Annotated in this window: 12 protein-coding genes; 6 read left to right on the forward strand and 6 right to left on the reverse strand. The window is 60.8% G+C overall.

Going from position 1 to position 13,058, the window contains the following annotated elements; genetic code table 11:
* Positions 1-76 precede the first annotated feature (76 nt).
* The 3 genes from rho to NQL71_RS01745 form a co-directional block, all read right to left on the reverse strand.
* Positions 77-1,336 carry a transcription termination factor Rho gene (gene rho, locus NQL71_RS01735; protein WP_003206716.1) on the reverse strand — a complete coding sequence of 420 codons (1,260 nt, stop codon included), beginning with the start codon at positions 1,334-1,336 and terminating at the stop codon, positions 77-79.
* A 248-nt stretch (positions 1,337-1,584) separates the two neighbouring features.
* Positions 1,585-1,914 carry a thioredoxin TrxA gene (trxA, locus tag NQL71_RS01740; protein ID WP_003206727.1) on the reverse strand — a complete coding sequence of 110 codons (330 nt, stop codon included), beginning with the start codon at positions 1,912-1,914 and terminating at the stop codon, positions 1,585-1,587.
* A 121-nt stretch (positions 1,915-2,035) separates the two neighbouring features.
* Positions 2,036-2,743 (reverse strand): FadR/GntR family transcriptional regulator, encoded by a 708-nt coding sequence (locus NQL71_RS01745; RefSeq protein ID WP_046818457.1) that lies wholly within the window; start codon positions 2,741-2,743, stop codon positions 2,036-2,038.
* A 256-nt stretch (positions 2,744-2,999) separates the two neighbouring features.
* Here NQL71_RS01745 and NQL71_RS01750 point away from each other — a divergent pair, with 256 nt between their 5' ends.
* From NQL71_RS01750 to ppx, 5 genes are all read left to right on the forward strand, one after another.
* A complete protein-coding gene (locus NQL71_RS01750; RefSeq protein WP_046818458.1) occupies positions 3,000-3,785 on the forward strand; it encodes a transporter substrate-binding domain-containing protein in 786 nt (261 codons plus the stop codon).
* 22 nt (positions 3,786-3,807) lie between these two features.
* Positions 3,808-4,476, forward strand: coding sequence for an amino acid ABC transporter permease (locus NQL71_RS01755; RefSeq protein ID WP_046818459.1), 669 nt, complete (start codon positions 3,808-3,810; stop codon positions 4,474-4,476).
* Entirely contained in the window at positions 4,473-5,123 is a 651-nt protein-coding gene (locus NQL71_RS01760; protein ID WP_046818460.1) for an amino acid ABC transporter permease, read from the forward strand. The genes NQL71_RS01755 and NQL71_RS01760 overlap by 4 nt, the downstream gene beginning before the upstream one ends.
* Entirely contained in the window at positions 5,110-5,847 is a 738-nt protein-coding gene (locus NQL71_RS01765; RefSeq protein WP_046818461.1) for an amino acid ABC transporter ATP-binding protein, read from the forward strand. The genes NQL71_RS01760 and NQL71_RS01765 overlap by 14 nt, the downstream gene beginning before the upstream one ends.
* 207 nt (positions 5,848-6,054) lie before the next feature.
* On the forward strand, positions 6,055-7,557 hold the full coding sequence (ppx, locus tag NQL71_RS01770) for an exopolyphosphatase (RefSeq protein ID WP_046818725.1): 1,503 nt from the start codon (positions 6,055-6,057) through the stop codon (positions 7,555-7,557).
* 187 nt (positions 7,558-7,744) lie between these two features.
* On the opposite strand, the gene ppk1 is transcribed toward ppx, so the two are convergent.
* A complete protein-coding gene (ppk1, locus tag NQL71_RS01775) occupies positions 7,745-9,967 on the reverse strand; it encodes a polyphosphate kinase 1 (protein ID WP_046818462.1) in 2,223 nt (740 codons plus the stop codon).
* 18 nt (positions 9,968-9,985) lie between these two features.
* Positions 9,986-10,999: a porphobilinogen synthase gene (hemB, locus tag NQL71_RS01780; protein ID WP_046818463.1), complete on the reverse strand. Its 1,014-nt coding sequence runs from the start codon at positions 10,997-10,999 to the stop codon at positions 9,986-9,988.
* 205 nt (positions 11,000-11,204) lie between these two features.
* Between hemB and NQL71_RS01785 the strand changes: the two genes are divergently transcribed.
* Positions 11,205-11,837, forward strand: a complete 633-nt coding sequence (locus NQL71_RS01785) for a DedA family protein (protein WP_046818464.1) — start codon at positions 11,205-11,207, stop codon at positions 11,835-11,837.
* Here the strand turns inward: NQL71_RS01785 and NQL71_RS01790 are convergent.
* A complete protein-coding gene (locus NQL71_RS01790; protein WP_274642192.1) occupies positions 11,818-13,053 on the reverse strand; it encodes a sterol desaturase family protein in 1,236 nt (411 codons plus the stop codon). The two genes, NQL71_RS01785 and NQL71_RS01790, sit on opposite strands and share 20 nt — an antisense overlap.
* Positions 13,054-13,058 lie beyond the last annotated feature (5 nt).

Genomic DNA, 13,058 nt, shown 5'->3' on the forward strand with positions numbered 1-13,058 from the left:
AGAACCATGAACTGCCGGTTCATCAAAAATCAGATAGCAAAAAGCCGGGTTGCCCCGGCTTTTTGACCTGTTCGACTTACTTGCGCTTCATCGACAGGAAGAACTCATCGTTGGTCTTGGTCGTTTTCAGCTTGTCGACCAGGAACTCGATGGCAGCGACTTCATCCATCGGATGCAGCAGCTTGCGCAGGATCCACATGCGCTGCAACTCGTCGTCGGCGGTCAGCAACTCTTCGCGGCGAGTACCGGAACGGTTGATGTTGATGGCCGGGAACACGCGTTTTTCAGCAATGCGACGGTCCAGAGGCAGTTCCATGTTGCCGGTGCCTTTGAATTCCTCGTAGATCACTTCGTCCATCTTCGAGCCGGTTTCAACCAGCGCGGTGGCGATGATGGTCAGCGAGCCGCCTTCTTCGATGTTCCGTGCGGCGCCGAAGAAACGCTTGGGTTTCTCCAGGGCGTGGGCATCGACACCACCGGTCAGTACCTTGCCGGAGCTCGGGATCACGGTGTTGTAGGCACGGGCCAGACGGGTGATGGAGTCGAGCAGGATTACCACGTCCTTTTTGTGTTCGACCAGGCGCTTGGCCTTCTCGATCACCATCTCGGCAACCTGCACGTGGCGGGTTGGCGGCTCGTCGAACGTCGAGGCAACCACTTCGCCGCGCACGGTGCGCTGCATTTCGGTCACTTCTTCCGGACGTTCGTCGATCAGCAGCACGATCAGATGAACTTCAGGATTGTTACGAGCGATGTTCGCGGCAATGTTCTGCAGCATGATCGTCTTACCGGCTTTCGGCGGTGCAACGATCAGACCACGCTGGCCTTTACCGATCGGGGCGCACAGGTCGATGACTCGACCGGTCAAGTCTTCGGTGGAACCGTTACCGGCTTCCATCTTCATGCGCACTGTCGGGAACAGCGGGGTCAGGTTCTCGAAGAGAATCTTGTTTTTCGCGTTTTCCGGACGGTCGAAGTTGATCGTGTCGACCTTGAGCAGCGCGAAATACCGCTCGCCTTCCTTCGGAGGGCGGATCTTGCCAACGATGGTGTCACCGGTGCGCAAGTTGAAGCGACGGATCTGGCTCGGCGAGACGTAGATATCGTCAGGGCCGGCGAGATAGGAGGCGTCTGCAGAGCGGAGGAAGCCGAAGCCGTCCTGGAGAATCTCCAGCACGCCATCACCGGAGATTTCCTCGCCGCTTTTCGCGTGCTTTTTGAGCAGGGAGAAAATCACGTCCTGCTTGCGCGAACGGGCCATATTTTCTATGCCCATCTGTTCGGCCAATTCGAGCAGTTCGGTAATCGGCTTTTGCTTGAGTTCAGTCAGATTCATATAGGAATGACGTAATCATTTATGGAGGGGGGAAATTAAGCTTTTGGCTTAATGAGGCCGCGCCGCGGAGAAGGCGACAGGATCGCGTACTTATTCGAAAAGGAGAGCGTCGGCGACGGCTAGCAGGGGGCACTGGAGAAACCAGCGCGGGGCCGAATGTAACACCTGAGTTTCGGAGCGTCTAGCCCTCCACAACGAAAAAAGCCCCGCTATTTACGGGGCTTTTCTCTGACACGCTGCTACGACGCTTAGATGTTGGCGTCGAGGAAAGCCGCCAGTTGCGACTTCGACAGTGCGCCGACCTTGGTCGCTTCAACGTTGCCGTTCTTGAACAGCATCAGTGTCGGGATACCGCGCACGCCGTGCTTGGCGGGGGTTTCCTGGTTTTCGTCGATGTTCAGCTTGGCAACGGTCAGCTTGCCTTTGTAGGTCTCGGCAATTTCGTCCAGGACAGGAGCGATCATTTTGCAAGGGCCGCACCACTCAGCCCAGTAGTCGACCAGTACAGCGCCTTCAGCCTTGAGTACGTCGGCCTCGAAGCTAGCGTCGCTAACGTGTTTGATAAGATCGCTGCTCATGGAATTCTCCAGGGTTGTAAGCAAAAAAACGTGGCCCATCATAGCCGCCCTTCCCCTGTTCAGGAAGGTGCAGATGATTGAGTCTCGCTATGGTGTTGCATGAGTTTGGGTATAGCTCAGGTCAGGCGGTGGCGGGAGCGACGAACGCGATCCCGGTGCGCATCGCCGCGTTGCGCACGTGTTCGTGCATGGCCTTTTGTGCAGCCCCCGAGGCCCGGCGCGCCAGCGCGCGAAGGATCTTGCGGTGCTCCTGCCAGGTTTCCATGGCTCGCTCGGCCCGGATGAACGGTAGCTTCTGGCTCTCCAGGAAGATGTCGGCGCTGGCCGTCAGGATGCTCAGCATCGCCTGATTGCCGCTGGCCAGCAGAATGCGTCGATGAAACTCAAAGTCCAGCCGCGCCGCCGCTTCAAAGTCGCCAGATTTCAGTTCGTTGCGCATGGCGGCGACGTTATCTTCCAGCGCATCGAGCTCATCGGTACTCAAGGTCACGGCCGCCAGCCCCGCCGCAAACCCCTCCAGCGCATAACGCAGCTGGAAGATATCCAGAGGCGAAGCCTGTGCCGCGAACGGCCAACCGGGCGCAGCCTCGCCTCGCGGCAGCTCCACCGGCGACTGCACGAACACGCCTTTACCCGGCTGTATGCTGATGACACCCAGCGCACTGAGCGATGACAACGCCTCGCGCAACGACGCCCGACTGACGCCCAATTGCACCGCCAGGTCCCGCTGCGAAGGCAAGGCATCCCCGGGCCCGAAACCCCGTTCGGTGATCAGCTTGCGGATGGCTTGCAGCGCCACTTCAGGTACGGCGCGGGAGATCGAATTCATGGTTTTCCACTAGAACCAGGCCAATGTGCGATCAGTTGTAAAGCTATTCGGGGCGCCCGGCAAGTCGTGCCCCATGGGGGTTCGGTCACTTTCCTGGCTGCGCCATCAGGGTGCGAAACGCCACCTGACTGTTCAGACCAGTAAGACCGTGCGACGCCAGCAAAACCGCGGCCTGGCGCCCCGTAAACGCCATGTTGGCATGGCCCATGCTCTGTCGATCCGCAGAAATCACTTCCCGAAGATCCGGAGACTTGCCATGACCCAGCGTTACAGCGCCCTCCTCGCAGCCTTGTTCGCCAGTTTCGTACTGAGCCAGGCTCCCGCTCATGCCGATGCTCTGGAGGATGTGGTCCAGCGCGGCGTCCTCAAGGTCGCCGTACCGCAGGACTTCCCGCCTTTCGGCTCGGTCGGCCCGGACATGAAACCCCGCGGCCTGGACATCGACACCGCCAAACTGCTGGCCGACCAGCTCAAGGTCAAACTCGAACTGACCCCGGTCAACAGCACCAACCGCATTCCGTTCCTGACCACCGGCAAGGTCGACCTGGTGATCTCCAGCCTCGGTAAAAACCCCGAGCGCGAAAAGGTCATCGATTTCTCCCGCGCCTATGCACCCTTCTACCTCGCGGTGTTCGGTCCTCCAGACGCCGACATCAAAAGCCTGGACGACCTCAAGGGCAAGACCATCAGCGTCACCCGTGGCGCTATCGAAGACATCGAGCTGACCAAGGTCGCCCCCGAGGGTGTGACCATCAAGCGCTTCGAAGACAACAACTCGACCATCGCCGCGTATCTGGCCGGGCAAGTCGACCTGATCGCCAGCGGCAACGTGGTGATGGTCGCCATCAGCGAGAAGAGCCCGAAGCGCGTGCCAGCGTTGAAAGTGAAGCTCAAGGACTCGCCAGTCTACGTCGGCGTGAACAAGAACGAGCCGGCGCTGCTGGACAAGGTCAACCAGATCCTCGTCACCGCAAAAACCGACGGCGCGCTGGAAAAAAACGCCCTGACCTGGCTGAAAGAACCGCTGCCGGCCGACCTCTGATCCGGCGCGCAGGAGACACGCTATGGCTTATCAGTTCGATTTCTTGCCGGTGGTCCACAACACCGACCTGCTGCTGCGTGGTGCGCTGTTCACCCTTGAGCTGACGGCCATCGGCGCGGTGCTGGGGGTGGGCCTTGGCATCATCGGGGCGCTGGTGCGGGCGTGGAACATCCGCCCTTTCGCCGGGATTTTCGCGGTCTACGTCGAGTTGATCCGCAATACGCCGTTCCTGGTGCAGTTGTTCTTCATCTTCTTCGGCCTGCCGTCGCTTGGCGTGCAGATTTCCGAGTGGCAGGCCGCCGTGCTGGCGATGGTGATCAATCTGGGTGCCTACTCGACCGAGATCATCCGTGCCGGTATCCAGGCGATCCCGCGCGGCCAGCTGGAGGCCGCAGCGGCGCTGGCCATGACGCGCTTCGAAGCGTTCCGCCACGTGGTGCTGCTACCGGCGCTGGGCAAGGTCTGGCCGGCCTTGAGCAGCCAGATCATCATCGTCATGCTCGGCTCGGCAGTCTGCTCGCAGATCGCCACCGAAGAGCTGAGCTTCGCCGCCAACTTTATCCAGTCGCGCAACTTCCGCGCCTTTGAAACCTATGCCCTGACCACGCTGCTCTACCTGTGCATGGCCTTGTTGATCCGCCAGTTGCTGAACTGGATCGGCCAGCGATTTATTGCAAGGAGCACTCGATGAGCGATTTCACTTTCTGGGACATCGTGCGCAACCTGCTTACCGGCCTGCAATGGACGCTGGCGCTGTCGCTGGTGGCGTTTGTCGGCGGTGGACTGATCGGCTTGCTGGTCATGGTGATGCGCATTTCGAACAAACCCTTGCCGCGCAGCTTTGCCCGTACCTACATCGAATTGTTTCAGGGCACGCCGCTGCTGATGCAGCTGTTCCTGGTGTTCTTCGGCGTCGCGCTGGCCGGGGTGGAGATTTCGCCGTGGGCCGCGGCAGCAATAGCCTTGACGTTGTTCACCAGCGCCTATCTGGCGGAGATCTGGCGGGGTTGCGTCGAGTCGATTCCCAATGGCCAGTGGGAAGCCTCGTCGAGCCTGGCGCTGAACCCGCTGGAGCAACTGCGCTACGTGATCCTGCCGCAAGCATTGCGCATCGCCGTGGCGCCGACCGTGGGTTTCTCGGTGCAAGTGGTCAAGGGCACCGCCGTGACCTCGATCATCGGCTTCACTGAACTGACCAAGACCGGCGGCATGTTGGCCAATGCCACCTTCGAACCTTTCATGGTCTACGGCCTCGTCGCCCTCGGCTACTTCCTGCTCTGCTACCCCTTGTCCCTCAGTGCGCGCTACCTGGAAAGGAGACTGCATGCCTCTGCTTAGAATTTCCGCCCTGCATAAATACTATGGCGACCACCACGTGCTCAAAGGCATCGACCTGAGTGTCGAGCAAGGCCAGGTGGTGGCGATCATCGGCCGCAGCGGGTCGGGCAAGTCGACCTTGCTGCGCACCCTCAACGGCCTGGAATCGATCAACGACGGCGTCATCGAAGTCGACGGCGAATACCTTGACGCCGCCCGTGCCGACCTGCGCAGCCTGCGGCAGAAAGTCGGGATGGTGTTCCAGCAGTTCAACCTGTTCCCACACCTGACGGTCGGCGAGAACGTGATGCTCGCGCCACAGGTGGTGCAGAAAGTCCCGAAAGCCAAGGCCGCCGAACTGGCGCGGGAGATGCTGGAACGCGTGGGCCTCGGGGAGAAATTCGACGCCTTCCCGGATCGGTTGTCCGGCGGACAGCAACAGCGAGTGGCGATCGCCCGCGCGTTGGCAATGTCGCCCAAGGTGTTGCTGTGCGACGAAATCACCTCGGCGCTGGACCCGGAGTTGGTCAATGAAGTGCTCAGCGTGGTTCGCCAGCTGGCCAAGGAAGGCATGACCTTGATCATGGTGACCCACGAGATGCGATTTGCCCGGGAGGTTGGGGACAAGTTGGTGTTCATGCATCAGGGGCTGGTGCATGAGGTGGGTGATCCGAAGGAGTTGTTTGCCAATCCGCAGACTGTGGAGCTGGCGAATTTCATTGGCACGGTGGAAGCGCCAGTCTGATGGAAATTTAGTGCCTGTGAGGCCGCAATCGCGAGCAAGCCCGCTTCCACAGGGTTCTCTGCCGGAGCACAGTGGTGTGTTCGACGCAAAAAACCGTGGGAGCAGGCTTGCCCGCGAAGAGGCCATTTGCATCGCCGCAACGCCTACGCGTTGGCGCCAGCCTTTGATCGTGGCACGATGTCGAGGTTATCGACCGAGACCCTGACCATGCCGCAATCCCAAGCCAAGAATCTGTCCCTGATCGCCGCTATCGACCTGGGCTCCAACAGCTTTCACATGGTCGTGGCCAAGGCCCAGAACGGTGAAATCCGTATTCTCGAGCGTCTCGGGGAGAAGGTTCAGCTGGCCGCCGGTATCGATGAGGAGCGCAAGCTCAGCGAAGAATCCATGCAACGCGGGCTCGATTGCCTCAAGCGCTTCGCCCAACTGATCAACGGCATGCCCACCGGTGCCGTACGGATCGTCGGCACCAACGCCCTGCGTGAAGCCCGCAACCGCAACGAATTCATCCACCGCGCCGAAGAAATCCTCGGCCACCCGGTGGAAGTCATCTCCGGCCGTGAAGAAGCGCGACTGATCTATCTGGGCGTGTCCCACACCCTCGCCGACACCCCGGGCAAACGCCTGGTGGCCGACATCGGCGGTGGCAGTACCGAATTCATCATCGGCCAGCGCTTCGAACCACTGCTGCGCGAAAGCCTGCAGATGGGTTGCGTCAGCTACACCCAGCGCTATTTCAAGGACGGCAAGATCACCCCGGCCCGCTACGCCCAGGCCTACACTGCGGCGCGGCTGGAGATCATGAGCATCGAACATGCCCTGCACCGCCTGACCTGGGATGAAGCCATCGGCTCCTCGGGCACCATCCGCGCCATCGGCCTGGCGCTGAAGGCCGGCGGCCACGGCAGCGGCGAGGTCAACGCCCAGGGCCTGGCCTGGCTCAAGCGCAAGCTGATCAAGCTGGGCGACGTCGACAAGATCGACTTCGAAGGCATCAAGCCGGACCGACGGGCGATATTCCCGGCTGGCCTGGCCATCCTCGAAGCTATTTTCGACTCCCTTGAATTGCAGCGCATGGACCACTGTGAAGGCGCACTGCGCGAAGGTGTGCTCTACGACCTGCTGGGTCGCCATCATCACGAAGACGTGCGTGAACGCACCCTGACCTCGCTGATGGAGCGTTATCACGTCGACCTGGAGCAGGCAGTGCGCGTCGAACGCAAGGCCTTGCATGCCTTCGATCAGGTAGCCAAGGACTGGGACCTGGAAGACGGCGTCTGGCGAGAATTGCTTGGCTGGGCGGCCAAGGTGCATGAAGTGGGCCTGGACATCGCTCACTACCAGTACCACAAGCACGGCGCCTACCTGATCGAACACTCGGACCTGGCCGGCTTCTCCCGCGAGGACCAACTGATGCTCGCGCTGCTTGTGCGCGGTCATCGTCGTAACATTCCCAAGGACAAGTTCGCCGATTTCGGCGATGACGGCATCAAGCTGATTCGCCTGTGCGTGCTGCTGCGCTTTGCGATCCTGTTCCACCACATTCGTGGCACCCAGCAAATGCCCCAGGTGGAGCTGAACGCCCATGGCAATAGCCTCGAAGTGGTGTTCCCGGAGAACTGGCTGGATGAAAACCAGCTGACCCAGGCCGACTTCGAAATCGAAGCGCAATGGCTGACGCGGGTGGATATCGTCCTTACCGCGCGATAAACAACCTATCGCCGCAAAACGGTCCCTGTAGGAGCCGGCTTGCCGGCGAAGGCGTCATTGAGCCTGGTGTCGAATCGAGGACGCCTTCGCTGCGATGCGGCGACCCGACAAGCCAGCTCCTACAGAATTTGGGTGGAAACAAAAATGGCGATCCCTCGGGATCGCCATTTTTTATTGCCCTCCGGCGTTAACGCACTGCCAGGATCGGGCTACCCAACCGCTCCAGCAACGTAGCCTGGGCGCTGCGCGGGTTCTGGTTGCCGGTCGGCGTATTGCGGATGTAACGGCCGTCCGACTGCAGGCTCCAGCTGTGGGTGTTATCGGTCAGATACAGCTCCAGCTCTTTCTTGACCCGCATGATCAGCTTCTTGCCCTCCACCGGGAAGCAAGTCTCGACGCGCTTGTCGAGGTTGCGCTCCATCCAGTCGGCACTGGACAGGAACATCTGTTCATCGCCGCCATTGAGGAAGTAGAAGACCCGGGTGTGCTCCAGGAAGCGCCCGATGATCGAGCGAACATGGATGTTGTGCGAGACCCCGGCGATACCTGGCCGCAGGCAGCACATGCCACGCACCACCAGATCGATGCGCACGCCCGACTGGCTGGCCTTGTACAGCGCGCGGATGATCTTCGGATCGGTCAGCGAGTTGAACTTGGCGATGATGTGCGCCGGTTTGCCCTCGAGGGCGAACTGGGTTTCCCGGGCAATCATGTCGAGCATGCCCTTTTTCAGGGTGAACGGCGCGTGCAGCAGCTTCTTCATGCGCAGCGTCTTGCCCATGCCGATCAACTGGCTGAACAGTTTGCCGACGTCTTCGCACAGGGCGTCGTCGGAGGTCAGCAGGCTGTAGTCGGTGTACAGGCGGGCGTTACCGGCATGGTAGTTACCCGTGCCCAGGTGGGCATAACGCACGATCTCGCCCGCTTCGCGACGCAGGATCAGCATCATCTTGGCGTGGGTCTTGAAGCCGACCACGCCGTAGATCACCACCGCACCGGCCGCTTGCAGACGGCTGGCCAGTTGCAGGTTGGATTCCTCATCGAAGCGCGCGCGCAATTCGATCACCGCGGTGACCTCCTTGCCGTTACGCGCCGCGTCCACCAACGCATCGACGATTTCCGAGTTGGCGCCGGAGCGGTACAGGGTCTGGCGTACAGCCAGAACGTGCGGGTCTTTTGCCGCTTGGCGCAGCAGGTCGACCACCGGGGTGAACGACTCGAACGGGTGCAGCAGCAGAATATCCTGCTTGCTGACCACGCTGAAAATGTTCTCGCTGTTTTGCAACAGTTTCGGGATCTGCGGGGTGAACGGCAAGTACTGCAGCTCGCGTTGGCTGTCCAGGCCGGTGATGCTGAACAGACGCGTCAGGTTCACCGGGCCATTGACTTGATACAGCTCGGTCTCGCTCAGGTTGAACTGCTTGAGCAAGTAGTCGGACAGGTGTTTCGGGCAGGTGTCGGCGACTTCCAGTCGCACCGCGTCGCCGTAACGACGGGAGAACAACTCGCCGCGCAGGGCCCGCGCCAGGTCTTCGACGTCTTCGGAGTCCAGCGCCAGGTCGGCGTTCCGGGTCAGGCGGAACTGGTAGCAGCCCTTGACCTTCATGCCCTGGAAGAGGTCATCGGCGTGGGCATGGATCATCGACGACAGGAACACATAGTTGTCACCGGCGCCGCCGACTTCTTCCGGCACCTTGATGATGCGCGGCAGCAGGCGCGGGGCCGGGATGATCGCCAGGCCAGAGTCGCGACCGAAGGCGTCGATGCCTTCGAGCTCGACGATGAAGTTCAGGCTCTTGTTCACCAGCAACGGGAACGGGTGCGTCGGGTCGAGGCCGATCGGGGTGATGATCGGGGCGATTTCGTCGCGGAAATAGCGGCGTACCCAGGTCTTGAGCTTGGTCGTCCAGTTGCGGCGACGGATGAAGCGGACCTGATGCTTTTCCAGTTCCGGCAGCAGAATGTCGTTGAGGATCGCGTATTGGCGATCAACGTGACCGTGCACCAGCTCGCTGATGCGGGCCAGGGCCTGGTGCGGTTGCAGGCCGTCGGCGCCCGCCTGTTCACGGGCGAAGGTGATCTGCTTCTTCAGGCCGGCAACGCGAATCTCGAAGAACTCGTCCAGATTGCTGGAGAAGATCAGCAGGAACTTCAGCCGCTCCAGCAACGGATAGGATTCGTCCAGTGCCTGCTCCAGCACGCGGATATTGAACTGCAGTTGCGACAGCTCACGGTGGATGTACAGGCTGCTGTCATCCAGGCCGGGAATGGCAATCGCCGGCGCTGCCACAACAGGCTCGACGACCGCCGCGGGTGGAGCGGGCTCAAGCTCCGGCGGGGTCTCGTCGACTTGCTCCACCACAGGTTGAGCGTCTTTTACGGCCACTTCAGTGAGTACTTCGGTATTCATCGAATGTTCCTGGGAGGGCTATTTTTGCTCTCGTAACAATTGAGCGGCACGAACGGCAAAATACGTGAGGATGCCATCAGCGCCTGCGCGTTTAAAAGCGGTCAGGGATTCGAGGATAACCCCTTCGCTCAACCAGCCATTCTGGATCGCGGCCATGTGCATGGCGTATTCGCCGCTGACTTGATAAACAAAAGTCGGCACTTTGAATTCTTCTTTGACCCGGCAGAGGATGTCCAGATACGGCATGCCAGGCTTGACCATGACCATGTCTGCGCCTTCTGACAAGTCAGCCGCCACTTCGTGCAGGGCTTCGTTGCTGTTGGCGGGGTCCATCTGATAGGAGGCCTTGTTGGCCTTGCCCAGGTTCAGCGCCGAACCGACCGCGTCGCGGAACGGGCCGTAATAGGCGCTGGCGTACTTCGCCGAATAGGCCATGATCCGCACATTGACGTGACCGGCCACTTCGAGAGCCTCGCGGATCGCCTGGATGCGACCGTCCATCATGTCCGACGGCGCGACGACCTGGGCGCCGGCTTCGGCATGGGACAGGGCTTGGCGGACCAGGGCGTCGACGGTGATGTCGTTCTGCACATAGCCTTCTTCGTCGAGAATACCGTCCTGGCCATGGGTGGTGAACGGATCCAGCGCGACATCGGTGATCACCCCCAGTTCAGGGAACTGCGCACGCAGGGCACGGGTGGCGCGCTGGGCAATACCGTCCGGGTTCCAGGCTTCGGCGGCATCCAGCGACTTGAGTTCTGCCGGGGTCACCGGGAACAGCGCCAGCGCCGGAATCCCCAGCTCGACCCATTTTGCCGCTTCTTCCAGCAACAGATCGATGGTCAGGCGCTCGACGCCCGGCATCGAGGCCACCGCTTCGCGACGGTTTTCACCGTCCAGTACAAATACCGGCAGGATCAGGTCATCGACGGTCAACACGTTTTCACGGACCAGACGACGCGAGAAGTCATCGCGACGATTACGGCGCAGGCGGGTTGCGGGGAACAAACGGTTGGCTGGGGTGAAGCTCACGGCAGACTCCTGAGCCCGCAGGCGTGCGAGCGTGACAGTTATAAGCGGCCATTATGACGAACGTATTACAGTTGTGTGCACCCTGTGACAGGTAGCCGCATTCCATTGTCCTTGTAGGAAATGTTCACGTCGAGACACATTTGGACACTTTCCTGAATGTGTACGAAGGGTTAGGCTGCGCGTTCATTTCGCCAGCACCCAGACAATGCTCCAACAATTTCTGCATGACTTCGGCTACTTTGCCCTGTTTCTTGGCACATTCTTCGAAGGCGAAACCATCCTGGTGCTCGCGGGCTTCCTCGCGTTCCGTGGATACATGGACATCAACCTGGTGGTGGTCGTGGCGTTCTTTGGCAGCTACGCCGGCGATCAGCTGTGGTACTTCATGGGGCGCAAGCACGGGCGCAAATTGCTGGCGCGCAAACCGCGCTGGCAAATGATGGGTGATCGGGCGCTGGAACATATTCGCAGACACCCAGACATCTGGGTCCTGAGTTTCCGCTTCGTCTACGGCCTGCGCACCGTGATGCCGGTGGCGATCGGCCTGTCGGGCTATCCACCGGGTCGCTATCTGCTGCTCAACGGGATTGGCGCGGCGATCTGGGCCACCGCACTGGCGGCGGCGGCCTATCACTTTGGCGCGGTACTGGAAGGGATGCTCGGCAGCATCAAGAAGTACGAGCTGTGGGTGCTCGGCGCCCTGCTCATCCTCGGCCTGGGCCTGTGGCTGCGCCGGCGGTTCAAGAATGCGCGCCTGGCCCGGCAGGTCTATGCCGACGAGCAAGCCCTGAAAGCCAGTCAGCACACTACCGGCGGTCCTAAGACGCCAGCCGAGTAAGGCGGTTTCGGCAGCAGTAAAGGCCGATACCGCTGATCAGACTGTAACTGAGCAGGCCGACCCAGCCCACCGCGCTGGCCGGCCACAGCCCCACCAACGGTGCCAGCCAGATCAGCGGCACATTGGATGCCAGCCGCAGCAACTCCAGCTTCAGCGCCCACGGGCGATTCTCCAGGGCCACGCCCAGGACGAACAGGCCCAGCGCCACCGCTCCCCAGCCCAACACCAGCGCCGCCGTCGACAGACCGGGTTCCAGGTTCATCAAATAGCTGCCCAGCGCAATGTAGACGCAGAACTGCAACGCGACGTAAAGCTGCTGACGCCCGTCCAGCGGCACTTCGAATTTGCGGAACTGGCTCAGGTCCGGCTTGTTTATCGGGTACCTGGCTGCGACGTCCGCCGGCCGCCAGCCGGTGTGCATGAACCAGATCCGCAGCTTGTCCCAGGTGCTTTCGGCACGCCGCGCATCCGCCCACAACTGCGCGTAGAACTGCACGTTGGCCCACACCGGGTTCCAGCTTGCCAGCGGTGTGGTCACGCCGAAAATCACAGGCTCATTATCGTCCTCTTCCTGAAACGAGCCGAATAGACGGTCCCAAATAATGAACACCCCACCGTAGTTGCGATCCATGTAGAGAGCGTTCTGTGCATGGTGAGCCCGATGATTGGATGGCGTGACGAAAAACCACTCGAACCAGCCAAGCTTGGGAATATGCCGGGTATGCACCCAGAACTGGTAAAGCAGGTTGAGCGCCGCGACGCTGACGAACACCAGCAATGGCACGCCGACGACGGCCATGGGCAGGTAGAAGATCCAGCTCAGCAGGAACCCGGTGCTGGTCTGGCGCAGGGCGGTGGAGAGGTTGTAGTCCTCGCTCTGGTGATGCACCGAGTGCGCGGCCCAGAGAATGTTGCGCTCGTGGCCCATGCGGTGCAGCCAGTAGTAGCAGAAGTCATAAAAGACGAAGGCGAAGATCCACACCCAGACGCTGTCGGCCGAGAGCTCGAACAGCGCCAGATGCTTGAGGGCAAACGCGTAAGTCACAAGCCCCACACCTTTGGTCAGCAGGCCCGTGGTGGTCGACAGCACGCCGGTACTGATGCTGTTGATCGCGTCCGCCAGCCGATAGTTGCTGACCCCGCGCCAACGGTCGGCCAACAGCTCGACAGCGATCAGCACAAAGAAAAACGGCACCGCATACAGAATGAAGTCCATGACGC

Source organism: Pseudomonas serbica, from assembly GCF_028823535.1.
Lineage (GTDB): Bacteria > Pseudomonadota > Gammaproteobacteria > Pseudomonadales > Pseudomonadaceae > Aquipseudomonas > Aquipseudomonas serbica.

Coding starts and splice junctions, on each gene's coding strand:
- rho (WP_003206716.1), bottom strand. CDS start 1,336: ATGAATCTGACTGAACTCAAGCAAAAGCCGATTACCGAACTGCTCGAA.
- trxA (WP_003206727.1), bottom strand. CDS start 1,914: ATGAGCAGCGATCTTATCAAACACGTTAGCGACGCTAGCTTCGAGGCC.
- NQL71_RS01745 (WP_046818457.1), bottom strand. CDS start 2,743: ATGAATTCGATCTCCCGCGCCGTACCTGAAGTGGCGCTGCAAGCCATC.
- NQL71_RS01750 (WP_046818458.1), top strand. CDS start 3,000: ATGACCCAGCGTTACAGCGCCCTCCTCGCAGCCTTGTTCGCCAGTTTC.
- NQL71_RS01755 (WP_046818459.1), top strand. CDS start 3,808: ATGGCTTATCAGTTCGATTTCTTGCCGGTGGTCCACAACACCGACCTG.
- NQL71_RS01760 (WP_046818460.1), top strand. CDS start 4,473: ATGAGCGATTTCACTTTCTGGGACATCGTGCGCAACCTGCTTACCGGC.
- NQL71_RS01765 (WP_046818461.1), top strand. CDS start 5,110: ATGCCTCTGCTTAGAATTTCCGCCCTGCATAAATACTATGGCGACCAC.
- ppx (WP_046818725.1), top strand. CDS start 6,055: ATGCCGCAATCCCAAGCCAAGAATCTGTCCCTGATCGCCGCTATCGAC.
- ppk1 (WP_046818462.1), bottom strand. CDS start 9,967: ATGAATACCGAAGTACTCACTGAAGTGGCCGTAAAAGACGCTCAACCT.
- NQL71_RS01785 (WP_046818464.1), top strand. CDS start 11,205: ATGCTCCAACAATTTCTGCATGACTTCGGCTACTTTGCCCTGTTTCTT.
- NQL71_RS01790 (WP_274642192.1), bottom strand. CDS start 13,053: ATGGACTTCATTCTGTATGCGGTGCCGTTTTTCTTTGTGCTGATCGCT.